The sequence below is a fragment of the Actinopolymorpha rutila genome, from assembly GCF_013407855.1.
Lineage (GTDB): Bacteria > Actinomycetota > Actinomycetes > Propionibacteriales > Actinopolymorphaceae > Actinopolymorpha > Actinopolymorpha rutila.
The window spans coordinates 1,857,128-1,883,836 of sequence record NZ_JACBZH010000001.1 but is presented as its reverse complement, the minus strand read 5'-3'; the positions used below and the strand labels follow the sequence as shown (position 1 = coordinate 1,883,836).

At 71.7% G+C, this 26,709-nt stretch carries 25 protein-coding genes and 1 tRNA gene; 2 read left to right on the top strand and 24 right to left on the bottom strand.

What is annotated here, in order from left to right:
• The 21 genes from atpA to F4554_RS08310 form a co-directional block, all read right to left on the bottom strand.
• The gene (atpA, locus tag F4554_RS08410; protein WP_179786871.1) at nt 1-1,644 is read right to left on the bottom strand and encodes a F0F1 ATP synthase subunit alpha; all 1,644 of its coding nucleotides are present in this window, start codon (nt 1,642-1,644) and stop codon (nt 1-3) included.
• Between the two features lie 47 nt (nt 1,645-1,691).
• Nucleotides 1,692-2,513 carry a F0F1 ATP synthase subunit delta gene (locus F4554_RS08405; protein WP_179786870.1) on the bottom strand — a complete coding sequence of 274 codons (822 nt, stop codon included), beginning with the start codon at nt 2,511-2,513 and terminating at the stop codon, nt 1,692-1,694.
• Entirely contained in the window at nt 2,510-3,043 is a 534-nt protein-coding gene (locus F4554_RS08400) for a F0F1 ATP synthase subunit B (RefSeq protein ID WP_420360747.1), read from the bottom strand. Before F4554_RS08400 ends, F4554_RS08405 begins: the two co-directional genes overlap by 4 nt.
• A gap of 31 nt (nt 3,044-3,074) precedes the next feature.
• The gene (gene atpE, locus F4554_RS08395; RefSeq protein ID WP_179786868.1) at nt 3,075-3,284 is read right to left on the bottom strand and encodes an ATP synthase F0 subunit C; all 210 of its coding nucleotides are present in this window, start codon (nt 3,282-3,284) and stop codon (nt 3,075-3,077) included.
• A 70-nt stretch (nt 3,285-3,354) separates the two neighbouring features.
• Entirely contained in the window at nt 3,355-4,128 is a 774-nt protein-coding gene (gene atpB, locus F4554_RS08390) for a F0F1 ATP synthase subunit A (RefSeq protein ID WP_179791372.1), read from the bottom strand.
• Nucleotides 4,129-4,177: 49 nt separating this feature from the next.
• Nucleotides 4,178-4,399 carry a hypothetical protein gene (locus F4554_RS08385; RefSeq protein WP_179786867.1) on the bottom strand — a complete coding sequence of 74 codons (222 nt, stop codon included), beginning with the start codon at nt 4,397-4,399 and terminating at the stop codon, nt 4,178-4,180.
• Between the two features lie 108 nt (nt 4,400-4,507).
• The gene (locus F4554_RS08380; RefSeq protein ID WP_179786866.1) at nt 4,508-4,975 is read right to left on the bottom strand and encodes a Cg1360 family ATP-synthase-associated protein; all 468 of its coding nucleotides are present in this window, start codon (nt 4,973-4,975) and stop codon (nt 4,508-4,510) included.
• 192 nt (nt 4,976-5,167) lie between these two features.
• The gene (locus F4554_RS08375; protein WP_179786865.1) at nt 5,168-6,289 is read right to left on the bottom strand and encodes an undecaprenyl/decaprenyl-phosphate alpha-N-acetylglucosaminyl 1-phosphate transferase; all 1,122 of its coding nucleotides are present in this window, start codon (nt 6,287-6,289) and stop codon (nt 5,168-5,170) included.
• 10 nt (nt 6,290-6,299) lie between these two features.
• On the bottom strand, nt 6,300-6,932 hold the full coding sequence (locus F4554_RS08370; RefSeq protein WP_179786864.1) for an arsenate reductase/protein-tyrosine-phosphatase family protein: 633 nt from the start codon (nt 6,930-6,932) through the stop codon (nt 6,300-6,302).
• Between the two features lie 101 nt (nt 6,933-7,033).
• Nucleotides 7,034-7,681, bottom strand: a complete 648-nt coding sequence (locus F4554_RS08365; protein WP_179786863.1) for an L-threonylcarbamoyladenylate synthase — start codon at nt 7,679-7,681, stop codon at nt 7,034-7,036.
• A gap of 109 nt (nt 7,682-7,790) precedes the next feature.
• Nucleotides 7,791-8,642: a peptide chain release factor N(5)-glutamine methyltransferase gene (prmC, locus tag F4554_RS08360; RefSeq protein WP_179786862.1), complete on the bottom strand. Its 852-nt coding sequence runs from the start codon at nt 8,640-8,642 to the stop codon at nt 7,791-7,793.
• A 35-nt stretch (nt 8,643-8,677) separates the two neighbouring features.
• The gene (prfA, locus tag F4554_RS08355; protein ID WP_179786861.1) at nt 8,678-9,760 is read right to left on the bottom strand and encodes a peptide chain release factor 1; all 1,083 of its coding nucleotides are present in this window, start codon (nt 9,758-9,760) and stop codon (nt 8,678-8,680) included.
• A gap of 139 nt (nt 9,761-9,899) precedes the next feature.
• Entirely contained in the window at nt 9,900-10,124 is a 225-nt protein-coding gene (gene rpmE / locus F4554_RS08350) for a 50S ribosomal protein L31 (protein ID WP_179786860.1), read from the bottom strand.
• A gap of 200 nt (nt 10,125-10,324) precedes the next feature.
• Nucleotides 10,325-12,436, bottom strand: a complete 2,112-nt coding sequence (gene rho / locus F4554_RS08345; protein ID WP_337795928.1) for a transcription termination factor Rho — start codon at nt 12,434-12,436, stop codon at nt 10,325-10,327.
• Between the two features lie 337 nt (nt 12,437-12,773).
• On the bottom strand, nt 12,774-13,811 hold the full coding sequence (gene thrB, locus F4554_RS08340) for a homoserine kinase (RefSeq protein WP_179786858.1): 1,038 nt from the start codon (nt 13,809-13,811) through the stop codon (nt 12,774-12,776).
• A gap of 70 nt (nt 13,812-13,881) precedes the next feature.
• Entirely contained in the window at nt 13,882-14,961 is a 1,080-nt protein-coding gene (gene thrC / locus F4554_RS08335; protein WP_179786857.1) for a threonine synthase, read from the bottom strand.
• A 50-nt stretch (nt 14,962-15,011) separates the two neighbouring features.
• Nucleotides 15,012-16,340, bottom strand: a complete 1,329-nt coding sequence (locus F4554_RS08330) for a homoserine dehydrogenase (protein ID WP_179786856.1) — start codon at nt 16,338-16,340, stop codon at nt 15,012-15,014.
• Nucleotides 16,341-16,503: 163 nt separating this feature from the next.
• On the bottom strand, nt 16,504-17,904 hold the full coding sequence (lysA, locus tag F4554_RS08325) for a diaminopimelate decarboxylase (protein WP_337795927.1): 1,401 nt from the start codon (nt 17,902-17,904) through the stop codon (nt 16,504-16,506).
• Between the two features lie 103 nt (nt 17,905-18,007).
• The gene (locus tag F4554_RS08320; RefSeq protein ID WP_179786854.1) at nt 18,008-18,187 is read right to left on the bottom strand and encodes a hypothetical protein; all 180 of its coding nucleotides are present in this window, start codon (nt 18,185-18,187) and stop codon (nt 18,008-18,010) included.
• Nucleotides 18,188-19,267 (bottom strand): class I SAM-dependent methyltransferase, encoded by a 1,080-nt coding sequence (locus F4554_RS08315; RefSeq protein ID WP_179786853.1) that lies wholly within the window; start codon nt 19,265-19,267, stop codon nt 18,188-18,190. It lies immediately after the preceding gene.
• Nucleotides 19,264-19,980 (bottom strand): hypothetical protein, encoded by a 717-nt coding sequence (locus F4554_RS08310; protein ID WP_179786852.1) that lies wholly within the window; start codon nt 19,978-19,980, stop codon nt 19,264-19,266. The genes F4554_RS08315 and F4554_RS08310 overlap by 4 nt, the downstream gene beginning before the upstream one ends.
• A 356-nt stretch (nt 19,981-20,336) precedes the next feature.
• Between F4554_RS08310 and F4554_RS08305 the strand changes: the two genes are divergently transcribed.
• A complete protein-coding gene (locus F4554_RS08305) occupies nt 20,337-22,595 on the top strand; it encodes a glycosyltransferase (protein ID WP_179786851.1) in 2,259 nt (752 codons plus the stop codon).
• Here F4554_RS08305 and F4554_RS08300 read toward each other — a convergent pair.
• On the bottom strand, nt 22,592-24,838 hold the full coding sequence (locus tag F4554_RS08300) for a glycosyltransferase (RefSeq protein ID WP_179786850.1): 2,247 nt from the start codon (nt 24,836-24,838) through the stop codon (nt 22,592-22,594). The genes F4554_RS08305 and F4554_RS08300 overlap by 4 nt on opposite strands.
• Before the next feature lie 236 nt (nt 24,839-25,074).
• Nucleotides 25,075-25,824 carry a DALR anticodon-binding domain-containing protein gene (locus F4554_RS08295; RefSeq protein WP_179786849.1) on the bottom strand — a complete coding sequence of 250 codons (750 nt, stop codon included), beginning with the start codon at nt 25,822-25,824 and terminating at the stop codon, nt 25,075-25,077.
• 49 nt (nt 25,825-25,873) lie between these two features.
• On the opposite strand from F4554_RS08295, the gene F4554_RS08290 reads away from it, so the two are divergent.
• Nucleotides 25,874-25,945: transfer RNA gene (locus tag F4554_RS08290), tRNA-Arg, on the top strand.
• Between the two features lie 146 nt (nt 25,946-26,091).
• On the opposite strand, the gene F4554_RS08285 is transcribed toward F4554_RS08290, so the two are convergent.
• Nucleotides 26,092-26,685, bottom strand: a complete 594-nt coding sequence (locus F4554_RS08285) for a TetR/AcrR family transcriptional regulator (RefSeq protein WP_179786848.1) — start codon at nt 26,683-26,685, stop codon at nt 26,092-26,094.
• Between the last annotated feature and the right edge of the window lie 24 nt (nt 26,686-26,709).

Genomic DNA, 26,709 nt, shown 5'->3' with positions numbered 1-26,709 from the left:
TCAGCCCCGCTTCTGCCGGACGATCTTCTCCTGCTCGACGCTCTCCTCGTCCAGCGCCTCGACCTCTTCCCGGCCCGGCTTGAGCAGCTGGCCGTCGGAGGTCTCGAACGTCTGCTTGAAGTCGGTGACCGCCTCTTCCAGCGTGCTCACCGTGTCGTCGGTGAAGTTGAGCGTCTCCCGGATGCCGTTCAGGATGCCGGACCGGTCACGCCGCAGGAACTCGAGGAACTCGCCCTCGAACCGCCGCACGTCGTCGACCGGAACGTCGTCGAGCTTCCCGGTGGTGCCGAGCCAGATGGAGACCACCTGGTCCTCGACGGGGTACGGCGAGGACTGCGGCTGCTTGAGCAGCTCGGTCAGCCGCTGGCCGCGCTCGAGCTGACGGCGGGAGGCGGCGTCGAGGTCGGAGGCGAACATCGCGAACGCCTGCATCTCACGGAACTGTGCGAGCTCCAGCTTGAGCTGGGCGCCGACCGCCTTCATCGCCTTCGTCTGCGCGGACGTACCGACCCGGGACACCGACTGGCCGACGTCGACCGCCGGGCGCTGGTTGGCGTTGAACAGGTCGGACTGGAAGAAGATCTGACCGTCGGTGATGGAGATCACGTTGGTCGGGATGTACGCCGAGATGTCGTTGGCCTTGGTCTCGATCACCGGGAAGCCGGTCATCGAACCGCCACCGAGCTCCTTCGACAGCTTCGCGCAACGCTCCAGCAGCCGGCTGTGGAGGTAGAACACGTCGCCGGGATAGGCCTCGCGGCCCGGCGGGCGGCGCAGCAGCAGCGACATCGCGCGGTAGGCCTCGGCCTGCTTGGACAGGTCGTCGAAGACGATCAGGACGTGCTTGCCGCCGTACATCCAGTGCTGGCCGATGGCCGAACCGGTGTAGGGGGCGATGTACTTGAAGCCCGCGGGCTCGGAGGCGGGGGCCGCGACGATGGTGGTGTAGTCCATCGCGCCGGACTCCTCCAGCGTGCGCTTGACCTCCGCGATCGTGGTGCCCTTCTGGCCGATCGCGACGTAGATGCAGCGGACCTGCTTGGTCGGGTCGCCGCTGTCCCAGTTGGCCTTCTGGTTGATGATCGTGTCGATCGCGACCGTCGTCTTGCCGGTCTTGCGGTCACCGATCAGCAGCTCGCGCTGGCCGCGGCCGATCGGGATCATCGCGTCGATCGCCTTGATGCCGGTCTGCAGCGGCTCCTTCACCGGCTGGCGCGCCATGACGCCGGGAGCCTGCAGCTCCAGCGCGCGGTTGCCATCCAGGCCGGTGATCTCGCCCAGGCCGTCGATCGGCTTGCCGAGCGCGTCCACCACGCGGCCGAGGTAGCCCTCGCCCACCGGCACCGACAGCACCTGGCCGGTACGGCGGACCGTCTGGCCCTCCTCGATCCCGGTGAACTCACCGAGGACGACCGCACCGATATCGCGGACGTCGAGGTTCAGCGCCATCCCCAGCGTGCCGTCCTCGAACTCCAGCAGTTCGTTGGCCATCGCGGACGGCAGGCCCTCGATGTGCGCGATGCCGTCACCGGCGTCGACGACCGTGCCGACCTCTTCGGCGGCCAGCTCCGCGGGCTGGTAGCTCGAGACGAAACGCTCCAACGCTTCCCGGATCTCCTCCGGGCGAATCGTCAGCTCCGACATCTTCGTGGTCCCTGCTCTCTCGGCAATCTCAGGTGTGTGCGGGGCGGTCAGCCGGCCAGCCGGCGCCGCGCGTCATCCAGTCGACTGGCGATCGTGCCGTCGATGACCTCGGCGCCCAGCTCGACGCGCAAGCCGCCGAGAACCCCGGGGTCTACCAGGATGTTGAGGTGTACGTCGTGGCCGTACTGGCGACGCAGCGCGCCCGCCAGCCGATCCTGGTCGGCGGCGCTCAGCGGCGTCGCCGTACGGACCGTGGCCACCAGCCGTTCCCGCCAACCGGCGGCGAGTCTGGCGTAGCTGTCGAGCGCCTCGGTGAGCGAGAGCCCGCGCGGGGCCACCACGGCCTGCTCCACCAAGGGTACGGCCCCCTCGGGGGCCTTCCCGGCGAGCAGCTCGCGGACGAGCCTGGCCCGGTTGTCCGCCGGGATCCCCCGGTCGGTCAGCGCCAGCTGCAGGCCGTCCTCGCGCTCCAGCAGCCGGGCGAAGCGGAACAGGGCGTCCTCGAGGTCGTCGAGGCGCCCCTCCTCCTCTGCCGACCGCACCAGCGCCAGCGCGCCGACGTGTTCGACGGCGTCGGTGAGCTGGCGCGTCCGCGGCCAGGAAAGGCGGACCGCGGCGGTCACGAGGTCCAGCGCCCGGGCGCCGATCCGCGCACCCAGCAGGTTGCCGGCGAGCGCGGCCCGGTCGTCCGGGGTCCGGGTGGAGTCGGTGAGGGCCCGCCGCAACGCCGGTTGGGCGTCCAGCAGCCGTACGACGGAGAACAGCTGCTGCCCGGCCTCGAGGAGCTCCGCGGGCGTGCCGGTGACGCCCCGCAGCAGCTGCCGCAGGGACGCCACCGCCTCTCGCGAAGTGCCGTGGAAGTCGGTCATCGCGCCTCTCCGACGGGCTGCTGCTCCAGCTCGGCGATGAAGCGTTCGACGATGCGCCGCTGGCGGCCCTCGTCCTCGAGCGCCTCACCGACGATCCGGCCGGCGAGCTGGGTGGACAGGTCACCGATCTCGCTGCGCAGCTGCAGCAGTGCCTGCTGCCGCTCCGCCTCGAGTTGGGTGTGCGCGTGCGCGACGATCCGCTGGGCCTCGGCCTGGGCCTGCTCCCGCATCTCCGCCACGATCGCGGCGCCCTGCTCCTTGGCTTCCTCGCGGATGCGGGACGCCTCGTGCCGAGCCTCCGACAGCTGCTGCTGGTACCGCTCGAGGGCCGCCTTGGCCTCGGCCTGCGTCTCCTCGGCCCGCTTGAGCCCACCCTCGATGGCCTCAGCGCGCTCGGCGAACGCCTTCTCGAACCTCGGCGCGACCCACGTACGGACGACGTAGAACAGGATGCCGAAGACGATCAGGCTCATGATGATCTCGATCGGATGCGGGATGAGCGGGTTGACCGCTCCCTCCGCTGCGAGGATCGATGTCATGGCTAGTGCCCCTTGCGGGTGGTCAGTTTGCGAACACGAAGGCGAGGGCGATACCGATGATCGCGAGTGCTTCGGCCAGACCGAAGCCGAGAATCGCGATCGTCTGCAGGCGCGCCTGCGCCTCGGGCTGGCGGGCGACACCGTTGATGTACGCCGCGAAGATCAGGCCGATGCCGACGCCGGGGCCGATGGCCGACAGGCCGTAGCCGATGATGGCGAGCGAGCCTCTCATGGGCCAGTCCTTTCCTTGGTTACTTCGGTCGTTCGTTGCGGATGGAACTCGGATTGCACGGTGGAGCAGATCAGTGTTCTTCGGCGAGGGCGCCGGAGATGTAGTTGGCCGTCAGGAGCGTGAAGATGTAGGCCTGCAGCACCTGGACCAGGAGCTCGAGGAAGAAGAGCACGATGTCCAGGAGCAGCGACACCACGCCGACGGGCTTGAAGAACAACACGTCGGAGTGGAGCAGGAGGTACTCGCCGCCGACCGCGAACAGGATCAGCACGAGGTGGCCGGCGAACATGTTGGCGAAGAGCCGCAACGACAACGTGATCGGCCGGACGACGATGTTGGAGATGAACTCCAGCGGGACCAGCAGCACCAGCATGGCCGGAGCGACCCCGGCGGGCACCGTCTGGTGCTTGAGGTAGCCCAGGAAGCCCTTCCGCCCGATGCCCACCGCGTTGTAGACGACCCAGCTGATCAGCGCCAGCGGGTAGACGAAGCCGATGTGTGCCAGCGTCGGAAACTGAAGGAACGGCACGATGCCGAAGACGTTGTTGACCAGGATGAAGAAGAACAACGTCACGAGGTACGGCACGAACCTCATGAAGTCGTGCGACCCGATCACGTCGCGCGCGATCGAGTTGCGCACGAAGCCGTAGGCCATCTCGCCGCCGTACTGCAGCCGGCCCGGCACCATGGCCGCGCGGCGCGCCGACATGACGAAGAAGACCCCGACGACCACCGCGGCCAGCACCAGCAAGGTCATCGGCTTGGTGATGCCGGCGACGTAGGGCGGCAGGTCGAAGACGCTCGGCCCTGGTGGCGTGAAGCCCCCGTCCGCAGCGAGGATCATCGCGCTCACACGCTCTCCTCTCGTACTGGTCGAGTGATGGTGACCGGGGTCACTGGTCGTCCTTGGGCTCGTGGTGGCCGTACCGCTTGAAGATGAGGTACAGCGAGAGCGCAAAGCCGAGCAGGATTCCCACGGGCACCAGGAAGGAAGTTCGGAAGTAGTGGTCGCCGAGCCAGCCGAGTCCGCCGTAGAGTCCTACTCCGGCCACGAGGTAGCCGAAGGCACCCCAGGGATCCTGCCCGCGGTGCGGGAGCGGCTCGTTCTGCCTCATCGCGCACCGAACGGTAGCAGTTGACGCGGTTGTGAGCCCCGGCGGGGTAAAGAGACGGTAATGGCGCCCGGCATGTGACCGGCACCCACCCGCGCCCCCTCCCGGCGGTCACGACGCACCACCGGAGGCGCCGGCGCCGCCGGCTGTGCTGGACGAGCTGGGCCGGTCGTCGAAGTCGTAGATCGGCTGCCGCATGCGGACGAACGCCCGCAACTCACCGGCCAGCCAGGCGGCAACGCAGGCCAGCACCGCGAGCGCGGTGGCGGTGCGGTTGAGCACGTCGTCGATCCCGTCGACCGTGCCGAGAATGGCCAGCAGGCCGCCGAAGATCGCCACGCGCACGAAGTAGCTGCCCACCGCGACCAGCAGGACCACTTCGGGATACATCGTGCGTACCGCCCGCATGGCGAGCAGTCCGACACCGGAGAAGACGAGGACCACGGCCGCGCCGACGGATGCACCGACCAGACCGCGACTGCCGGCGACCACCGTGCTCACCACGACGGTGAGCACCGCGACCACAAGGGTCGGGAGCAGCGCACCGCGCAGCAGGGGGGTCACTCTGTCGGTCGTCATGACGGCGGCCGTCCTCGGGAGAAGTCCATCAAGGTTTGTGAAACTTAGCACAAGGTCCGGGCAAAAACCGAATCCGCGCCCGATGACCGTGCTCTGCGCCCCGGCCGGTTCCGGTCCCCGGCCGCCCGCCGGGCCCCGCGGGTCCGTCCGGACGCCGGCCGGAGCCGCCTCGGTCCGCCGAGGATCACCCGGCTACAGCGGATGTGGCAGCTTACGACGCCGGGGCAGGACGGCGGTACACAGGATGGCCACCACGACCACCGCACCCACCACCGCGGCGGTGACCCAGCTCGTCCACAGGCCGATGGCGACCACCCCGAACGACAGCACGCCGGCCCACAGGTACATCACCAGCACCGCACCCGGATGGGAGTGCCCGAGCTCCAGGTGCAGCCGGTGGTGCAGGTGCTTCTTGTCCGCGTCGAAGGGGGAACGCCCCGCGCGGGTGCGCCGGATCACCGCCAGCATCAGGTCGATGAACGGCAGCGCCATCACCGCGATCGGCAGGACCAGCGGCAGCAGAGCAGGCAGCAGGCTCTGCCGTACGCTCGACGCCGCCGTGACACTCGGATCCAGCCAGCCGGTGAGGCTGATCGTCGAGGCGGCCAGCATCAGCCCCAGCAGGTAGGCACCGCAGTCGCCGAGGAACACCCGGGCCGGGAAGAAGTTGTGCGGCAGGAAGCCCAGGCACGCGCCCGCGACCACCACGGTGACCAGCGTCGCCGTGGTCGCGCGGTTGAGGGACAGCCCGACCGTCAGGCCGTAGGAGTACGTGAAGAACGCGGCGGCGCCGACGCACACCACCCCGGCGGCCAGCCCGTCCAGCCCGTCCACGAAGTTGACGGCGTTCGCCATCGCCACGATCACCACCGCGGACACGATCGCGCTCTGCGACGGCGACAGCGACAGGGTGGTGCCGTCGGGCAGCGGCAGCCAGTTCAGCTGGATGCCGGACACCACCAGGATTCCCGCCGCGACGACCTGGCCGGCGAGCTTGGTGATCGGGTCCAGGTCGACCACGTCGTCGACGGCACCGACCACCGCGATCACGAACCCGGCGAGCAGGAGGGCCCAGACGTCCGACCGCAACTCGGGCAACAGTCCCAGGAACGGCAGATGGGTGGAGACCACGAACGCCGCCAGCAGCCCGCCGAGCACGGCGAGACCGCCCAGCCGCGGGATCGGCACCGAGTTGATGTCCCGGTCCCGGATCTCCCTGACCGCGCCGATCCGCGCCGCGAAGCGCCGGGCGAGCCCACCGAGGAGGTAGGTCGTACCGGCGGCGACGAGGAGGACGAGCAGGTATTCGCGCACGCAGCAGCCCCTACGAGCCGACCAGCGCGGTGACCGACACCCCGACGGCCTCGGCGATGATCGCGCCGACGTGTTCGTACACCTCCGCCGACCGCCCGATGGGGTCGGGGATGTCGTCGTCGTCCAGGCGCGGGGGTCTCACTGTGCCCCGCGCGCGGGCGGCGGCCGCGACCAGCGCCCGCGCCCGCTCGACCGGCTCGGCGGGCAGCTCCGGCGGAGTGTCCACGGGAGCCTGGTCCGTGCGTGCCCGGTCGGTCGGGGTGCGGTTGGTCAGGGCAGCGGCGAGCCGGGCGAACTCGGTGATGGTGAACGTACGCCGCAACGCGCCTGGGTCCAGGGTCACCACGTCGCTGCGGTGGGCGCGGGTGGCGGCCAGCACCAGGTCGGCGCCGCCCACGTGGGACCCGGTGAGCTCGGCGGAGACGAACTGGGTCGGGTCGGCGGCGTACGCCTTGACCTGCGCGGCCGCCTCGGCGGTCATCGCCCGGCCGTCGACGGTGCCCGTCCCCGCGCTGTAGACGGTGAACCGGTCCGCGTCCGGTCCGAGCCGGGCCGCGAGGGCCGCCCGGGTCATCCGCTCGGCCATCGGCGATCGGCACATGTTGCCGGTGCAGACGTACAGGATCGCGAACGTGTCGCCCATCGCGCCGCTCCTCACCGGTCGTACTCCTCGCTCACGTTCCACTCACTACCCCGCACCGCGTCCCCCGACCTGCCCGGACCCCGCGTGCCGTCCGGCCGCCGTCAGCCGAGGTCCTCGATCTCGGGGACCACCGCGCGCAGCCGGGCGAGGGAGATCGCTCCGGCCCGCAGGATCCGCGGCGTGCCGCCGGTCAGGTCGACGATGGTGGACGCCACCGAGCCCGGGGTCGAGCCGCCGTCGAGGTAGACCGACACCGCGTCACCGAGCTGCTCCTCGGCGTCGTCGCAGGTGGTCGCCGCGGGGACCCCGGACTTGTTGGCGCTGCTCACCGCGAGCGGCCCGGTCTTCTCCAGCAGCGCCAGCGAGATCTCCTCGTCGGGCATCCGCACCGCGACCGTCTCACCGGTCTCGCCGATGTTCCACACCAGGCTGGGCTGCTGGCGGCAGATGATGGTGAGGGCGCCCGGCCAGAACTCCTTGACCAGCGCCCGGCCGGCGTCGGGGATGTCGGCGGCGATGCCGTCGAGGGTGGCCACCGACCCGACCAGCACCGGCGGGGGCATCGAGTGGCCGCGGCCCTTGGCCGCCAGCAGGGCGTCGACCGCCGACGGCACGAACGCGTCGGCGGCGATGCCGTAGACGGTGTCGGTCGGCAGCACCACGAGATCGCCGGCCAGGATGGCGGAGGCGGCGATTTCCAACCCGATCGTGCGTTCGTCCCGATCCGCGCAGGAATAGCGTTCGCTCACAGTCGCTCATCGTGCCATGCCCACGTGGGAACCCACCGGGCAGCCGCCGGGGCGTCGGGCGGTGGGTCGGGCTGTGCGTCGGCCTGGGACACGCCGCCCCCGGTCGCCGTCAGCGAGCGACCCGCCACGCGGTGACGAACCGGTGCCGCCCGGCCAGGTCCAGGTGGTCGCGTACGCGGTCCCAGCGGCCGGTCCCGGCGAACACCGCGGGCGCGCTCTCCCCCTGCACGTCGGCGTGTTCGACGACGGTGACGCCCCCGGTACGCAGCAGCCGGGCGGCCGTCCGCTCGACCATCCGGATGGCGTCCAGGCCGTCCGGCCCGGACCACAGCGCCAGCGCGGGGTCGTGATCACGTACCTCGCGCTCGACCGACTCGTAGGCCTCCAGCGGGATGTACGGCGGGTTGGCGATCACCAGGTCGACCGCGCCGTCGAGTTCGGGGAACGCCGTCGCCGCGTCGCCGTGGACCAGCGTGACGTCGGTGCCGGCGAGGTTGCGTGCGGCCCAGGCGTGCGCGTCCGGGTCGAGCTCGACCGCGTACACCCGCGCCCCGGGCACCTCCCCCGCGATCGACCCGGCGATCGCGCCGGAGCCCGTGCACAGGTCGACCACCACCGGCGCGTCGGCGAAGGCCGCGAGGGCGCCGATCGCCCAGTCGACCACCACTTCGGTCTCCGGCCGCGGGACGAAGACACCGGGCCCTACGTGGAGCTCCAGGTAGCGGAACGGTGCGGTGCCGGTGAGGTGCTGCAGGGGTTCGCGGTCGGCGCGGCGGCCGACGAGTTCGGCGTACCGGCGTTCCTGGTCCGGGCTGAGGTCGACCGATCCCCACGCCAGCCGGGACCTCGGCACCCCCAGCAGATGGGCCAGCAGCGCCTCGGCGTCGTGCCGCGGCGAGGCCACCCCGGCCTCGGCGAGGCGGCGGGCCGCGGGTTCCAGAACCGTTCGGGCGGTGGTCATCGACGTTCAGTTCACCGGGTCGTCGGCAGACAGGCTCAGCCGGCCTGGCCCTCCAGCGCGCCCAGGCGCTCGCGCTGGTCGGCCTCCTGCAGGGCCGCGATCACCCCGTCGAGCTCGCCGTCGAGCACGTGGTCGAGGTTGTAGGCGGTGTAGCCGACCCGGTGGTCGGTGATGCGGTTCTGCGGGAAGTTGTACGTACGGACCCGCTCGGACCGGTCGACGGTGCGCACCTGGCTGCGGCGGGCCGCGGCGGCCTCCTGGTCGGCGGCCTCCTGGGCGACGGCCAGCAGCCGGGACCGCAGGATGCGCAGGGCCTGCTCCTTGTTCTGCAGCTGGCTCTTCTCGTTCTGGCAGGAGACCACGATTCCGGTGGGGAGGTGGGTGATCCGGACGGCGGAGTCGGTGGTGTTGACGCTCTGCCCGCCGGGTCCGGACGAACGGAACACGTCGACGCGCAGGTCCTTCTCCTCGATCTCCACGTCGACGTCCTCGGCCTCGGGCAGCACAAGGACCCCCGCGGCGGAGGTGTGGATGCGCCCCTGGGACTCGGTGACGGGCACCCGCTGCACCCGGTGGACGCCGCCCTCGAACTTCAGCTGGGCGTACGGCGTCTCCCCCGGCTCGGCGCCGTTGCGTCCCTTCACCGCCAGGGTGAGGTTCTTGACGCCGCCGAGGTCGGACTCGGCCACGTCGAGCGTCTCGGTCTTCCAGCCGTGGCGCTCGGCGAAGCGGAGGTACATCCGCACCAGGTCGCCGGCGAACAGCGCGGACTCCGCACCGCCCTCGCCGGCCTTGATCTCCAGCAGGACGTTCTTGTCCTCGTGGGGGTCGCGGGGCAGCAACAGCAGCCGCAGCCGCTCGGCCGCCGCCTCCTCCTCACCGGCCAGGCGTTCGGCCTCCTCGGCGAAGCCGGCGTCCTCCCCCGCGAGCTCCCGGGCGGCCGCCGCGTCGTCGACCAGCTGCCGCCAGGTGGTGTGCGCGGCCACGACCCGGCCCAGCTCGGCGTACCGGCGGCCGACCTTGCGCGCGGTCGCCTGGTCGGCGTGGATCGCGGGGTCGGCGAGGCGGCGCTCGAGGTCGGCGTGCTCGGCGAGCAGCGTCTCGACGGATTCGAACACGGAGGCCTCCTCAGGGGCGGGTACGGACGGAGCGGGCGAAGCGATCTGGAGTGTCGGCGTACGGCGGTGGGTCGCGCGGACGCAAACAGCGCCGGCCATGCGGACCCGGAAAGGTCCGCCGGCCGGCGCTGAACGCTCGCTACTTGCTCTTCTTGCCCTGGGCCTGCGCGTAGCGCTTCTCGAACCTGGCCACCCGGCCACCGGTGTCGAGCAGCTTCTGCTTGCCCGTGTAGAAGGGGTGGCAGTTGGAGCACACGTCGGTGTGGATGCTGCCGGAGGTCGACGTGCTGCGCGTGGTGAACTCGTTGCCACACGTGCAGGTCACGGACGTCTCGGTGTACTTCGGGTGGATGTCAGACTTCACGGCTTTCCTCCGCTCTCTGGGCACCGGGTCGTCACACCTTGGGGCGGGACGTGAACCGGGGCCAGCGAATTAGTGTGCCATCTCGGCGCCACGACTGCTCAACCGACCCGGCTCCGCCCGCATTCCCGTGGGAGGTGCGGGCGGAGCCTGGGTCGAACCGGGTCAAACTTTGGTCGAACTTCGGTCGAGCTCGGCCGGGGTCAGTCCTCGTCGCGGCGGTCGCGGGAGGAGGACGGCGCCGTCGGCATCGTCTTGTTGATCTGCATGAGGAACTCGACGTTGCTCCGGGTCTGCCGCAGCTTCTCCAGGACGAGTTCGAGTGCCTGCTGCCCGTCGAGCCCGGACAGGACCCGGCGGAGCTTCCAGACGATGCCGAGCTCCTCCTTGCCCATGAGGAGTTCCTCGCGCCGGGTGCCGGAGGCCACCACGTCGATCGCCGGGAAGATGCGCTTCTCGGAGAACTCCCGCCGCAGCCGCAGCTCCATGTTTCCGGTGCCCTTGAACTCCTCGAAGATGACCTCGTCCATCTTCGAGCCGGTCTCGATCAGGGCCGTCGCGAGAATCGTCAGCGAGCCGCCGTTCTCGATGTTGCGGGCCGCGCCGAAGAACCGCTTGGGCGGGTACAACGCGCTGGAGTCCACACCACCGGACAGGATCCGCCCGCTGGCCGGAGCCGCGATGTTGTACGCACGGCCCAGGCGGGTGATCGAGTCCAGCAGGACCACCACGTCGTGACCGAGCTCGACCAGGCGCTTGGCCCGCTCGATCGCCAGCTCGGCGACCGTGGTGTGGTCGTCGGCCGGGCGGTCGAAGGTCGAGGCGATGACCTCACCCTTGACCGTCCGCTGCATGTCGGTGACTTCCTCAGGACGCTCGTCGACGAGCACGACCATGAGGTGGGCCTCGGGGTTGTTCGCCGTGATCGCGTTGGCGATCGCCTGCAGGATGAGCGTCTTACCGGCCTTCGGCGGGGAGACGATCAGACCGCGCTGCCCCTTGCCGATCGGCGTGACGAGATCCATGATCCGCGTCGTGGGGTTGTTGGCGTCGACCTCGAGCCGCAGCCGCTCCTGCGGGTACAGGGGGGTGAGCTTGTTGAACTCCGCCCGCTGCTTGGACAGCTCGGGGTCCGCGCCGTTCACGGTGTCCACCCGGATCAGCGGGTTGAACTTCTCCCGCCGCTCGCCCTCGCGGGGCTGGCGGATGGCGCCGATGATGGCGTCGCCCTTGCGCAGGCCGTACTTCTTGACCATGGCCAGGGAGACGTAGACGTCGTTCGGCCCGGGCAGGAAGCCGCTGGTGCGGACGAACGCGTAGTTGTCGAGGACGTCCAGGATGCCCGCCACCGGGATGAGCACGTCGTCCTCGGACAGCTGCGGCTCCGGGTCGAACCGGTCCCGGCCGCCGCGCCGGCCACCGCCGTCGCGGTCGCGGCCACCACTGTCGCGGCCACCGCCGTCCCGGTCGCGGAACCGGTCGCGCGAACGCCGCCGGCGACGCCGGCCGCTGCCGTCCTCGTCGTCGTCGTTGCGGTTGCCCCGCCCGCCGTCGCGGTTGGAGTCGCGGCTGTCGCGGTTGTCGCGGTTGTCGCGCTCGCGGTTGTTGTCGCGGCCGTCCCGGTCCCGGTTGTCGCGGGACTCGCGGCTGTCGCGGTTGCCGCGACCGCCTTCCCGGTCACCTTCGCGGTTGTCGCGGTTGTCGCGGGACTCGCGGTTGTCCCGGTTGGAGTCACGGCCGTCGCGGCTGCTCTCCTGACCTGCGTCGCGGCCGGACTCGCGGCCCGCGTCGCGCCGGTTGTCCCGGCCGCTGTCGCGGTCGGTCTCCCGCTCGTCGCGTACCCGCTCGGAGGTCGCGCCGGCGGACTGCTGCTCGCTTGCCGCCACCTGGGCACGGGTCCGGCGGCGCTGCCCATTGCCGTTGGCCGTGGGCTCGGGCTGGGAGTCGGTCCCAGCCGCGGTGTGGTCACCGGCCGGGGTGTCCCCGCCGGCGATGTCGATCTGGGTCTGCTCACCGCGCCCTCTGGCGCGGGCCGCCCGCTTCGCAGCGGGACGCGCGGCAGACTCGTCCGAACCGGCAGGTGTCGGAGCGCCGCCGGCCTGCGCCGCCTTGATGGCGTCGATCAGCTGGGACTTCCGCATCCGCGCGGTCCCGGTGATGCCGAGGCCCTGCGCGACCTGCTGCAGTTCGGCGAGCACCATCCCCGACAGGCCACTCGCGCGGCGCCGCGTCCGGGTCGTTCCGTCCTCCTGGGACGGCTGACCGGAGACGACGTCGGGAGCCTGCGAGGTGGTGAGATCAGTGGTTTCGGTCACGTGAGGTCCTTCCCACGCGTGATGTCGGCCGTGGTGATCGCGTGCCAACCTGTCGATTGCCGGCGAATGCCGGGTCCTCCCTGGTGGAGTTCGCGCGCTGTGCGCACGAGGTGGATCTTCTCGACGACTCCGGGTCCGCCGGCTGTGCCTTTGTCCGCACAAACAGTGCACAAAACCACAGAGGGGACGCCACAGAAACTGTTGACAGCGAAGAAACGCTTCCCGGATTCGTGGCGAGATGGCGCCAAGCCATAACATGGGCTCGGGCTCGTCACGGAGCCTAACAGAATCTCTGGGTTCTGGCTGCTCCCCCCTGTGAACATCCCTCCCGGCGTTCTCATTCCCCGGTCGAGGCGGAGGTCACCCGCGCGCCCGCCAGATCCACCGGAAGCACGTGGACGGCCCAGCCGTCGGGCGTGTCGGCGCGTAACTCCTGCTCACCACCGGGGCGAACGAACGCCAGCACCGTCGGCCCGGCACCGGAGATCACCGCCGGGTGGCCGTGTCTACGCAGGTCAGCGACCAGTTGGGCGGAATCGGGCATGGCCGGGGCCCGGTAGTCCTGGTGCAGCCGGTCCTCGGTCGCGGCCAGCAGCAGGGCCAGGTCGACCTCACCGGCGGGCGGACTGCCGGGGACGTCCGGGGCACCTGGAACGCCTGCGGATCGGCCGGTCTCGCCCTGGGTTCCGGTGAGTGCGGCCACGAGGAGCGCGGCCCGGCCCGCGTTGGCGGCGGCGTCCGCGTGCGGAACGACCTCGGGCAGCAGGCCGCGCGCGGTCCGGGTGGAGAGTTCGGTACGGGGCACGAACACCACGGGCTGCACCCGCGCGGGTTCGAGGCGCACCGCCCGTCCGGCCGGCTTTCCCGCTGCCTGCCCAGAGCTACCCCGTATGTTCGAATCCGTCATCCACGCGATCGTCAAGCCGCCACGCAGGCAGGCGGCGACATTGTCCGGATGACCTTCGAGTTCGGTCGCCAGCGCCAGTACCCCGGCGTCGTCCATCGCGGAGACGCCGGACTCGGCCAGTGCCCGCCCGGCCAGCACGCCCGCCACGATCGCGGCCGCGGACGACCCCAGCCCACGTCCGTGCGGAACGCGGTTGGTGCACGACAGAGTGAGCCCGGGCGGCTGGCCGCCGAGCCGGTCGAGGGTCGCCCGAAGGGCTCGTACGACCAGATGGTTCTCGTCGGTGGGTACCTCATCGGCACCCTCGCCACGGACGGTGACCGAGAGGCCGCCGGGCGCGACCCCGATCTCCACCTCGTCGTACAGGCCGAGCGCGAGGCCCAGCGCGTCGAAGCCCGGACCGAGGTTGGCGCTGGTCGCGGGCACCCGGACGCGGACCCGCCCGGACACGAACGTCGGCGCGCCCATCAGCGCCTCTCCTCCCACCGGACTTCCCGTCCGCCTTCCGGTCCGGCTTGCCGCCCGACCTCCCACCCGGTCAGCGCAGCTCCAGCGCCCGCGCGGTGGCCTCCGGGTCCGGGGGGACGACGAGCTTGACCAGGTCCCCTGCCGCCGCCAGCGCGGTGTCGACGTCCTTCAGGCCGTGCCCGGTCACCGTGATCACGATCCGTTGCCCGGGATCGACCAGCCCGTCGGCCTGGGCGCGCAGCAGGCCCGCCACGCCGACCGCGGAGGCCGGCTCGACGAAGACGCCCTCGCGGGCGGCCAGCTTGGCCTGCGCGGCGAGGATCTCCTCGTCGGGTACGGCGTCGATCCGGCCGCCGGACTCGTCCCGAGCGGCGACCGCCTGGGTCCAGCGGGCGGGGCGACCGACCCGGATCGCGGTGGCGACCGTCTCCGGGTGCTCGACCGGCTCACCGGCGACGATCGGGGCGGCACCGGCCGCCTGGAAACCCCACATCCGCGGGAGCCGGGTGGCGTGCCCGGCCGCGGCGTACTCCTGGTAGCCCGCCCAGTAGGCGGTGACGTTCCCGGCGTTGCCCACCGGCAGGAGGTGAAGGTCGGGCGCGTCGCCGAGGACGTCCACCACCTCATACGCCGCGGTCTTCTGCCCGGCCAGCCGGTAGTTGTCCTCGTTGGCGGAGTTGACCAGGACGACGGGGTACTCCTCGGCGAGGCCGCGGGCGAGCCGCAGGCAGTCGTCGAAGTTGCCGCGCACCTGCAGCAGCCGGGCGCCGTGCACGATGGCCTGGGCCAGCTTTCCCTGCGCGATCCGGCCCTCCGGGACCAGCACGACCGGCTGCAGGCCGGCGCGCGAGGCGTACGCCGCGGCCGAGGCGCTGGTGTTGCCGGTGGAGGCGCAGACCACCATCTTCACTCCGGCCTCGGCGGCCTTGGAGACCGCGACCGTCATGCCGCGGTCCTTGAAGGACCCGGTGGGGTTGTCGCCCTCGACCTTGATCCACACCTCGCAGCCGGTGACCTCGGCCAGCCACGCCGAGGGCACCAGCGGCGTGCCCCCTTCGCCGAGGGTGACCACCGGCGTGTCCGGACCCACCGGAAGCCAGGAGCGGTACTCCTCGATGACACCTCGCCAGGGCCGAGGCACCGTAACCACCACGCCTTCTGTTCGATGACCTGCTGGATGACCTGCTGTGCCGTCCCGGCTCACCGGTCGCCGAGCCCCTCCACCCGCATGACGCTGGTCACGTCGCGCACGCTGTCCAGGTCCTCGAGCTCCTCGACCGTAGCGGTGAGGGCACGGTCGGGCGCCTGGTGGGTGACGACCACGAGCTGCGCGTCGGCGCCGCGTCCTTCCTGGCGTACGGTCTGGATCGACACGCCGTGGCGGGAGAACGCGTTGGCCACGCTGGCCAGCACGCCCGCGCGGTCGTACACGTCGAGGGAGATGTGGTAGCGCGTCGGCGTCTCCCCCATCGGGTGCACCTCGAGCTGGGCGTACGTCGAGGCGGCCGCGCCGCGCACCCCCTGCACGCGGTTGCGGGCCACGGTCACCAGGTCGCCGAGCACCGCGCTGGCGGTCGGCGAGCCACCGGCCCCCGCGCCGTAGAACATCAGCTGCCCGGCGGCCGCACTCTCCACGAACACCGCGTTGTACGCCCCGCGCACGCTGGCCAGCGGGTGCTCGCGCGGAATCATCGCGGGGTGTACGCGCACCCCCACACCGGCGCCGTCGGCGGCGAGCTCGGCGATGGCGAGCAGCTTGACCACGCAGCCCATCGCCCGCGCGCTCTCCACGTCGACCGAGCTGACCTGGGTGATGCCCTCCCGGTGGACGTCGGAGGCCAGCACCCGGGTGTGGAACGCCAGGCTGGCGAGGATCGCGGCCTTGGCCGCCGCGTCGAAGCCCTCCACGTCGGCGGTCGGGTCGGCCTCGGCGTAGCCCAGCTCCTGCGCCTCCTCCAGCGCCTCGGCGAAGCTGGTGCCCTCGGTGTCCATCCGGTCCAGGACGAAGTTGGTGGTGCCGTTGACGATGCCGAGCACCCGGCGTACCCGGTCGCCGGCGAGGGACTCCCGCAGCGGGCGGATCAGCGGGATGGCCCCGCCCACGGACGCCTCGTAGTAGAGGTCGGTGCCCCGCTTCTCCGCCGCGGCGAACAGCGTCGCGCCGTCCTCGGCGAGCAGCGCCTTGTTGGCGGTGACCACGGACGCGCCGTTGTCCAGAGCGGCGAGGATCAGTGAACGCGCCGGCTCGATGCCGCCGATCACCTCGACCACGAGGTCGATGTCGGCACGCCGCACCAGGGCGTGCGCGTCGGTGGTGAACAGGGCCGGGTCGACCGGTACGTCGCGGTGCCGCCCGCCCCTGCGCACGGCGATCCCGGCCAGCTCCAGCGGCGCCCCGACCCGGGCGGCGAAGTCGGCCTGGTGCTCGACGAGCAGGCGGACGACCTCGCTGCCGACCACACCGCATCCGAGCAGGGCGACCTTCAGGGGCCGGTCCGGCTTCGGCGGCTCCGCGGACTGCTCCACCATCTGTCGTCGGCCCCTCGTCTCCCTTGTCGGCATTCTGCCCGTCCAGTGTCGAAGACGCCGCAGATCCTTGCGCGCGACGTCCAGGATTCGAGACGTCGTCTCACTGCACGGTCGCGACGGTCAGTACGAAAGCCCCGCCGTCGCGATCACCCGGTCACCTCGGTCACCACACGTCCAGGCGCATGAGATCCTCCTCGGTCTCCCGCCGGACGATCAACCGGGCCTCCCCGGCCCGCACCGCGACCACCGGCGGGCGCGGCACGTGGTTGTAGGTGCTCGCCAGCGAACGGCAGTAGGCACCGGTCGCCGGCACCGCCACCAGGTCGCCCGGCCGGACGTCCGCGGGCAGAAACTCGTCCTTGACGACGATGTCGCCGGACTCGCAGTGCTTGCCGACCACCCTGCTCAGGGCCGGCGGCGCCGACGAACGCCGGGAGGCCAGCGTGCAGGAGAAGTCGGCGTCGTACAACGCGGTGCGTACGTTGTCGCTCATCCCGCCGTCGACGGCGATGTAGGTGCGCACCGCTCCGGCGTCGAGCTCAACCCGCTTCACCGTGCCCACCTCGTAGAGAGTGAGGACGGCGGGACCGGCGATCGCGCGCCCCGGCTCCACTGACAACCGCGGCTTGACGACGCCGTACCCGTGGCACTCGTGCTCGACGATCGCGGCGAGTTCGCCGGCCAGCTGGGCGGGCGACTCCGGGTCGTCCTGGGTGGTGTAGGCGATGCCGAAACCCCCACCCAGGCAGAGTTCGGGCAGGTCGACGCCGTGCCGGTCGCGGACCTGCGCGTGCAGCCCGACCACCCGGCGCGCGGCGATCTCGAACCCCGCGCTGTCGAAGATCTGCGAGCCGATGTGGGAGTGCAGGCCGCGTAGTTCCAGGGACGGCTCGGCCAGCACCCGGTCGACGGCCGCGGCGGCGTCACCACCGGTCAGGGAGAAGCCGAACTTCTGGTCCTCGTGCGCGGTCGCGATGTATTCGTGGGTGTGTGCCTCGACGCCCACGGTCACGCGTACGAGCACCGGCGCGGTGACCCCTCGGTCGGCGGCCAGCTTCGCCAGCCGGCCGATCTCCTCGTGGGAGTCGACCACGATCCGGGCCACGCCGGCGTCCAGCGCGCGGGTGAGCTCGGACTCGGACTTGTTGTTGCCGTGGAAGGCGATCCGGTCAGCCGGGAAGCCCGCCCGCAGCGCGACCGCGAGCTCGCCGCCGGTGCACACGTCCAGGCGCAGCCCCTCCTGGGCGACCCACCGGGCGACCTCGGCGCACAGGAACGCCTTGCCGGCGTAGTAGACGTCCCAGCCGGCGAAGCCGTCGCGGAAGTCGCGGCACCGCGCGCGGAAGTCGTCCTCGTCCACGACGTAGGCCGGGGTGCCGTACTCCTCCGCAAGTTTCGTGACCTCGACACCCGCGACGGACAGGACACCGTTGGCGCCCTTCGTCACGTTGGCCGGCCACAGGGAGGGCGTCAGCGCGTTGGGGTCGTCCGGCGCCACCAGCCAGGCCGGACCACGGTGGCCGGCGCCGGCGTGCAGCGCACCGGCTTCGTGGGCTCTACTCACACAGACCATCCTGACGGCTGCGCCCGCGCCGGGTGAGACCGGGGCGGGCGGTTCGTCACGTTCACCGGCATCCGCGCAGGCAGCCGACGGCGGCGGACCATCGTCACCGGGTCGGGCGCCGGGTGGGCCGGCAGCTCCCGGCGTACGGCGAGATCGGCCAGCGCGTGGGCGCGTCGTTGGTGGGCCGCAGCACTGCCAAGGCGGGGTTGGCAGCCCGCAGGCAGGCGAGGTGGAAGTCGCCGTTGCCTGGCCGGTCAGCCCGTCCTGTCAGCCCGTCCGTCACTCACACCGCGCTCGCCGGCCGGCTCGTCCTGCGCAGCAACGCGGCGTTCTTCTCCAGGCTCACGCGTTCGGCGTGGTAGTCGGGGCGCGCAGCCAGCCAGCGTTCGAGCACCTCTTCCTCGTCCTGCCGGATCAGGTCGTCCAGCACGACCACGGCGTCCGGGCTCAGCTTGTCCGCCAGCAGCGGGAACGCCGGGAACCGGGCGTGCGGGCCCAGCTCGCCGGGTGGCCCGTCGACGAACAGCAACCCGATGCCGTCCAGCTCACCCCACGCCTGCCGGGAGTACCACTGGTACGTCGTACCGTCGAGCTCCACCGGCTCCAGCGGCGCGTACCGCACCTCGACGTACTCCGCGAGGTCGTGACGCAGCACTGCCGCCCACGCCGACTCCACGAACGCCTGCTGGTGTTCGAGCGAGACCACCCGGCCCTTGATCTCGAAACGGCGCAGCAGCATGGCCAGCCACAGCGTCGACGTGCCGCTGCCGCACTCGACGATCAGGCCCGGCTCCTCGCGTTCGACCAGGGTGGCCAGCAGGAGCAGGAGGTCCGGGGACGACGCCCAGCCGCGCGTCGGCGGCATCGGCCGGTCGACATCGCCGAGCGCGTACAGGTTGTGCAGCGCCTCCAGTTGCCGGAACGTCAGCAGCAGGTCGACGGCAACGCCCTTGCGAGTGCGGGTGATGACGTCGGCCGCCGCCGCCCGGACCTTCGCGTCGAACTCCTCCCGGTGCGGCAGCGCGTCGACGGTCGTACGCAGCGCGTCGAGGTCGGTGGCGATCGAGGGGCCGAGGTCGGCGAGGTCCTCGACGCGCTCGCCGACTCGGGCGACGCCTTCGGCCCGGTGGACGTGGCTTTCCAGGATCGCGGTCTGACGGTCGAGGAGCGCCTTCTGCCGGTCCAGCCGGGCCAGCACGGTGAGGTGCTGGCGGTGTGACTGCACGAGCCCGGCGACGAGGGGGCCGAGTGCGACCAGGATGACGGTGGTGCCGGACGAGGGCCGGGCGAGGATGGCGTACGCCGCGACCGCACAGGTCCAGCCGACCAACGCCAGCAGGACCCACGTTCTGGTGGGCTTCATCGGGAGGTCCGGCGAAGACGGCGACGCAGGCCGCTACGTGCCTGCCAGTAGCGCAGGGCGAGCGCGCCCAGCTTCGACGACCGCAGCCGCCTGTGCTGCCGGTCGAGCGTCTCGAACCGGCGCTGGAGGTCGGCGTGGTCGCGTTCCAGCCGGGACCGGGCGGCCTGCTCGGCGGCAAGGTCGGCGCTGAGCCTGGCCAGGTGCCGCAGCAGGGCGGACTCGCTGTCGGCGCGGTCGGCGAGTGCGGCTTCCCGACCGGCGCGCTGCCCCCACTCGGCGAGGTCGAGAGTCCGGGCCATGGTCGCCAGCCGGCCGGGGACGTCGGCGGAGTCGTCGGCTTCGGCTTCGGCTTCGGCTTCGGCGTCGTCGGGCTGCCGGCGAGGCAGGCCGGCGTCCTTGCGGAGCAGAGCGCACGGCCGCTCTGCGAGCAGGGCGAGACCGACCCAGCGCACGCCGAGTTCGGCGGGGGGCGGTGGTGGTGGTGGTGAGGCGTCGCGGTGGTCGGCGGGCACGACGACGAGGTGGCCTCCCGGACGCAGACAGCGGGCCGTGGGCGCCAGCACCTCGGTGGTGCGGCCGGCTCCGATCGCCGGGCCGTCGATCACGACCGCGTCGTAGGACTCGCGGTCGAGGAGGTCGAGGTCGTCCGGCCCGGCGACCGTCGCCCGCTGGAACGGAAGGCCGAACTCCGGGGTCGTCGTACCGGTCGTCACGAGCAGCAGCCGACCGGTGGCCCAGTGCCGGGCCGCGATATCGGCGAGGTCCGTTGATTCCGGATCCGGGAATTCGCGATCGTCGGAGATCAGATCCCTCGAGTTGGGAGCGGAATGTGGCACCGCCGTCCTCCTGCCGCCAATTGACGCGACCACCGCGCCAGACATCGAGCACGCACCCTGCGGAATGCGGGCAATGTATTCATCCACACGTTGATACCGTACGCGCGCTACGTCACAACGCCTGGCAGGCTTGCGGAGTGGGCGCTCCCGCTCCGGCAGGCACCGCAGAGTGTGGTCGACGAACGGCGCCGGGGTCAATTGTCCGCGCCGTCGACGAAGAAAAGGGAAAACACGTGGTGAACAACAGGGCGACGGACCGAGAAGAAAGCCCGAAGAATGCGGGTGACCGGCCGTGGGTCGCGCATTCCGACACCCGGCCGGTCGACGAGTCGGTGGTCGCCGACTGGACCCGTGCTTTGCGGGACGTCCGACCGGTCGTGCCGTCCAAGGCCGGCCCGAACGACGGGCCGGACGTCCGGGCGACCGGTTCGTCGGCGCCGGGTGTCGGCGACCTCTCCCCCGGCCTGACCGTGGTGGTGCGGGCCGACGCGGGCGATGACGTCGCCGGCCTTCTGGACGCACTGGCCGGACAGGAGCGCGCGGCGGACGGAGACCCCCGCGACGTGCTGGTGGTGGTCGACGGGCCGGCCTCGCCCGGCGTCATCGAGACGGTGCGGCGGTTCACCGAGGCCGGTCACGAATCTGCCGCCCGGGTGGTCGACTCCGCCCGGACGGGCATGCTGTCCGCACGTGACGTCGGCCTGGCCGCCGCCCGTACGACGTTCACCTGTTTCCTCGACGCCACCGACCGGCCGGGGCCGGACTTCTGCTCCTGCCTGTTGACCGCCGCCGGCCCGGCAGCCGTGGTCGTCGCGGGCGTCGCGGTGGAGCGGGCCGACGAGGAGTCCCGGCTGCCCACGTCCGTCGCGGGCACCCTCGTGCCAACCGCCACCGCACGGCGGGCCGCGGCCCGCGTCCAGGACACCGACGTCCACCCGGGGCTCACCGCCCACGCGGACGTGTTGTTCTTCGCCACGCTGGTCGCGACGTACGACTGCCAACTCCGCCCTGCGCCCGCCACCGGACCATGGCCCGGCCCCGGCGCCGGCGAAGCCGACCACCCACGGACCGATCCTGCCCTCGACGTCGCCGTCCAGATGGAGTTGCTGCGCCGCCTGGACGTGCTCGCCCGGGGCGCCGCGCCCGAGGCTCTCGCGCTGGTCCGGGGCCACCTGGACACCGAGGTCGACCGGCTCAACGCCCACCTGCGGGCGCACCCGGACGACCATGCCGAGGTGGTGGCGGCACTGGACCGTCACGACTTCGACCACTTCCCGTACCACCGGCTCAACCGCGGGCGCGCCCGAGCGCTCGCCGTCGCCTACTGCTTCGCGCCCTACAACGACACCAGTGCGGTGGTGATGGCCAAGCGGGTACGCGAGCGTCAGGACATCGTTGACGCGGTGTTCAACGCGATGGACGGCAACCGCGAGCAGGACCCGACCATCCGGCGGATCAGCGGACCGTACGTCGAGAACGAGATCGCGACGGACACGCCGACGTACTTCTCCCACTGGGGTGCGATCGAGGCCTACTGCGCCGCCGGCCTGGAACGCATCGTCGAGCTCGAACGCCGGAAGGGCCCGTACGAACGCGTCTACAGCCGGGCGATGTGGCCCGCCTCGCACTTCCTCGCCGCGGCGTACAAGCTGCACAACCCGGCGACGACGTGGACCGCGGAGTTCTCCGACCCGGCGGCCCGCGACGTGCAGGGGCAGCCGCGGGTTTCCCCGCTCGGCCACAGCGACCTGCTCATCCGGGCGGGCGAGCGGATCCGGGAGCTCGGGCTGCCGGTGCTGGAGTCGGACAACGTGCTGGACTGGTGTGAGTACCTCGCGTACGCCCTCGCCGACCGGCTGGTCTTCACCAACCCCAACCAGCTCGACTACATGCTGAGCTACACACCCGTGCCGCAGATCGCCGCGACGGTTCGGGAGAAGGCCGTCATCTCGCCACACCCCACCCTCCCCCCGGCCTTCTACGCCATGGCCGACCAGACGTACTCCCTGGAGCCGGGCGTCGCACACGTCGGCTACTTCGGCAACTTCTACGCCACCCGCGGCCTGGGCGACGTGCTCACCGCCCTGGCGGAGCTGGACCCGGCGACCCGCGAGAAGCTCCGGCTGCACGTCTTCACCGGCAAGGCCGACGCGCTGCGTGCCCACGTGGCGGAGCTGGGGATCGCGGAGCTGGTACGCATCAACCCGTACGTGCGCTACCTCGCGTTCCTCAACCTGGCCTCGAAGTTCGACTGCCTCGTCGTCAACGACGCCTTGACGTCGGACACCCACGCCAGGAACCCTTACCTGCCGTCGAAGTGGAGCGACTACGCCGGCAGCGGACGGCCGGTGTGGGGACTGGTCGAGGAGGGCAGCCCGATGAGCACCAGGCCGCTGGACCACCTGTCACCCGTAGGTGACGTGGGCACCGCTCAGGACGTGCTGCGCAAGCTCGCCGCGGCCGCGAGCGAGTCCCGTACGCCGCGCCTCTAGGCCAGATCCTGTGGGCCGAGCAACACCTCGCGGAACCGCGGCTCCACGACCCGCCAGTCGAAGTGCTCCACGACGTACTCCCGGGCGGCGGCTCCTGCCTCCGCGCGCCGCTCCGGGTCGGCGTGGGCCGAGATCCGCTCCGCCGCCTCCTCCGGGCTGCGGACCACCCACTCGGCCGGGAAGATCCCGCCCGCGCCCGAGTAGTCGGCGTACATCGGCCAGTCGCGCACGACCGGCACCGCACCGGAGGCGGCACCCTCGGTGGGCCCGACCGGGAATCCCTCCCGGCGGCTGGCGCTGAGCACGAACCCCGCCTCGCGCAGCACCTCGGGGAGTTCGGTGGTGTAGCCGACGTAGACCAGGCCGTCGCGTACGTCGTCGGCGGCCGCGCGCTCGCGGAACTCGTCCTGGTAGCGCAACGCACCGGCGTGCTGGTGTGGCGAGAAGTCGCGGCCGATCAGCAGCAGCCGCCACATCGGGTCCGACGCCCGCAGCCGCGCCAGCACCTCCAGCGCCCACAGCGGATCCTTCACCCGCTGCGCCCAGCCCACCATGGCCAGCGTGCGTTCGGCACCGGCCCACTTGGGCCGGCCGAAGCGTTCCAGCCGCATCTCGTTGGGCACCACGTGCCGGCCGGGTACCTGGGTGAGTTCGGGCACCGCGCGTTCGACGAGTTCGCGAACGTGCCGGCCGACGAAGATCACCTCCGACACCTGGGACCAGTCGACCATGTGCGGCTGGGGTGAGATCGCTTCCAGGCTGTGGAAACGGACCACCAGCCGGGTCGTACGCGGCGCGTGGATGGTGACCCACTGGGCGGCGTTGTCGCACCAGTCGACGAAGATCGTGTCCGCCCACTCCAGCAGGTCCGCGTCGGGCTGGGCGGGCGCCGGGACCGGACGGCCGACGGCGTCGCGCAACCGGTCGAGGACGAGGGCGTCCCGCTGGTAGCGCCGGCGTACGCCCGGCTCGCGGAGGTTCAGCACCCGCACCTCGAGGTCGGGCTCCTCGGCCAAGGCGCTGATGATGCCCTGCGTGAAGTGCGGATAGTCGCCGGGTACGACGAGCACGCGGTGCGGCGCCGGCGTCCCGGGCAGTCTCGGCGCCGGACCGGTGAGGCTGGTCGCCGGCGCGAGGGAGGCCGGTCGCTCCGGAGGTGCCGAGGTGGCCGAGGTGGCCGAGGACTTCGCGGGCGCGGCGGACTCCGCGGGGCTCCGGCCGGGCAGCACCCAGGCCATCGACCCCGCCGGCGCCCGCAGCGCCTGGAAGGTCGACGAGTCCCGCAGCGGCGCGAGGAATCCCTCCGGGTCGGCGAGGAGCGGGCTGGCCAGGACGTCGGCGTGCAGCTCGCGGTGCAGGACCGCGTCGGTCGACTGGACCGCCATCCGGCCGGCAGCCTCCAGGTCGCCCTCGCGCAGCGCGTCGTCGGCGAATCCCAGCAGCTCCCGGACCGCCTCGGCCAGTTCCCGTGCGGGACGCCCTCCCGCGGCGATCTGGTTGGTGACCAGCTCCACCCGCAGCGCGGCCTTCTCCACCGGCGGCAGGTCCAGGCCCTGTGCGGTCCGGGCCACCACCTCCGCCTCCTCGAAGGCGTTGCCGCGCCGCAACGCGTGCACGACGCGGACCGCCTCGCCGACGAAGTCGCTCAGGTACGGTTCGGCCGGGTCGGCGACCACCCGCTTCCAGGCGAGCACGACCTCCTCGGCGGTGGTGCGGGCCAGGCCCTGCCTGACCACGCGGCGCAGGGGGACGGTGGTGGCGAGCTGGGCGAGTACGCCGTCCAGGGCGGGGTCGGTGGCGGTCAGGCGTACGGCGTCAGGGTTGTGCCGGGCCGCGAGCTCGGCGGCTCGTTCGGCGTCCTCGTCGACGGCCAGGATCAGGTCGGCCAGGCGGGCCCGCCGGCGGATCCACGGGTCGTAGCGCACCATCAGCCAGCCGCGGCGTTCCTCGTCGGCGACCCGGACGCCGCCGCGGACGAGCACGTTCCGCGTGACCACCTTCGCCCAGCGGCGGGAGAATCGCGCCGGAGCGACGCCGCCACGCCGCCCGCTGAGGCTCATCCGGACCACCCGGACCTCGGCGACATCGCCGCCGAGTTGCTCCTCCACGTCCGCGGCGGCGGCCGAGGCCGGGACGGCGAGCGCGACCCGGATGGTCAGCCCGGCGGAGCGGAGCCGTTCGACCAGCCCCAGCAGTCGGGGTACGTCGGCCAACGAGACGACGATGAGCAGGACCTCTGTCATGGAACGTCCACAATCCCCCGGGGTCGTTCGTGCCACGTGCTCCGTCGTCCGCAGACTATCGACGGAGAACGGCCGGGGGCCGGATTCGCGGCCGACCGGAGAGCGCGCCGCGGCGGCGTCACGCGGGGCCGGTTCAGAACGAGTTGGCACGGGGTTCGGGCCGGGTTCGCGCGGTGTTCAGCCGAGTCCGTCCGGCGGCTACCGGCGGGTGTCGGCGGAGACCGGCGGATCGGGCCTCACAGCCGGTCGGGAGCGTACAGGCCGCAACGGCGCAACGCGCTCGCCAGCGTGATCCGGGCGGCGTCGACCAGGACGAGCCGGGTGCCGTGGGCGGGCGTGGACGGTTCGTCGCCGCGCGGCAACACCGCAACCGAAACCTCGAATTCCTCAACGCAGGAAAGGATCTCGGTGAGGTACGTGTGGAACGCGCGCGGGCTCTCCCGCGCTGCGACAGTGGGAAGCTCGGCCAGCGCACACACCAGGCGGCGTGCCGGAGGAGCCGCGAGGACGGCGGCGTCGAGCCGGTCGGGGTCGTACGGGACGTCCAGCGCCACACCGGCGCGGAGGAGACCGGCGAGCCGGGCGTGGGCGAGCCTCGCCCGATGGCCGAGTTCACCCTCCGGCCGCGCGAAGATCACCGGATGTTCGCCGTACGCCGGACCGGCGGCGACGATCTCGCGGACGATTTCCGCCAGCGCCGCGTCGGTGACGACGACGTTCACGAACCCGCCGGCGGCCTCGGCGTGGGCCACCACCGGGGACTCCCCAAGCCCGGCGGCGACCAGTCGGGCCACCTCGTTCGGCGTGGCGCAGGAGGCTGCGGGCAGCCGCAACGCGACCGGGCTGGCGTAGTCTCCGCGCGCGTCCCGGAACGGCCGGTCGATCCGGATCTCACCGGGGATGCGGGTGGTCGACGGGAGACGTCCCGACCGTACGAGCACGTCGAGGACACGGCCGATCTGGTCGGCCAGGCGGTCGGGGAGCACCGCGCCAGCGTAGCCACCGACAGACCCTGCTAATCTGTCTCCGCCCCGAGCCCCCGTAGCTCAGGGGATAGAGCAACGGCCTCCGGAGCCGTGTGCGTAGGTTCGAATCCTACCGGGGGCGCACTTTCCTCACCTAGCCTGATCGGGTTTCCGACCCGCGGCGATTGCACACATCGATGGCGAGGCGATCCCCCGGGAATCCACGAACACTCGCCCTTACCCACCTCTCGCGAGCAGATGTGGACCAGGCTCCGGCGGTGCGAGGGTTCAGCGGGCGGGGCGGCTGAGCGCAGCCGTGAGTGCGGTAGCCGCGCCACGGATCGCCCCCGCGAGGGCTTCCGGCGTTGCCGGTTGATCCTGGTCGAGCCACAACAGGATCGCTTCGAACAACTGCCGAGCGGTCAGGTGGGCAACGAACTGCGTGACCCGGGGCACGTTGTACCCGTCGGGCAGCGCGTCGAGCACATAGTTGGCGCTGGCCTCGGCGAACTCTTCGTAGTAGCTCGCGAAGTCGGGCTCGTGGCGGGCATGGCCGAACAGTAAGCGGAACCGGTCTGGGTCCCGGCCGGCGGCGTGGATCAACGCCGTCACTGAGCCGGGCCCCACCTGTCGATCGGCTTGGAGTTCGTCGCGGATCGCGGCCCGTGCGTCATCGAGGACGGCTCGGTAGAGCTCTTCCTTGGAGTCGAAGTGTCGGTACACGACTGCACGCGTGATCCCCGCCTCGGCGGCGATGTCGTCCAGGGATGCGTCGCGGAAACCGTGCCGTGCGAACACCGGCACGGCGCTGGCCAGGATCTGTGCGCGGCGATCTGAGCGCCGCATCAGTTTTCGCCTGTCCGGAGGCTGCTCGTGAACCATGCTCTCAGTCTGTAAATTTCATGT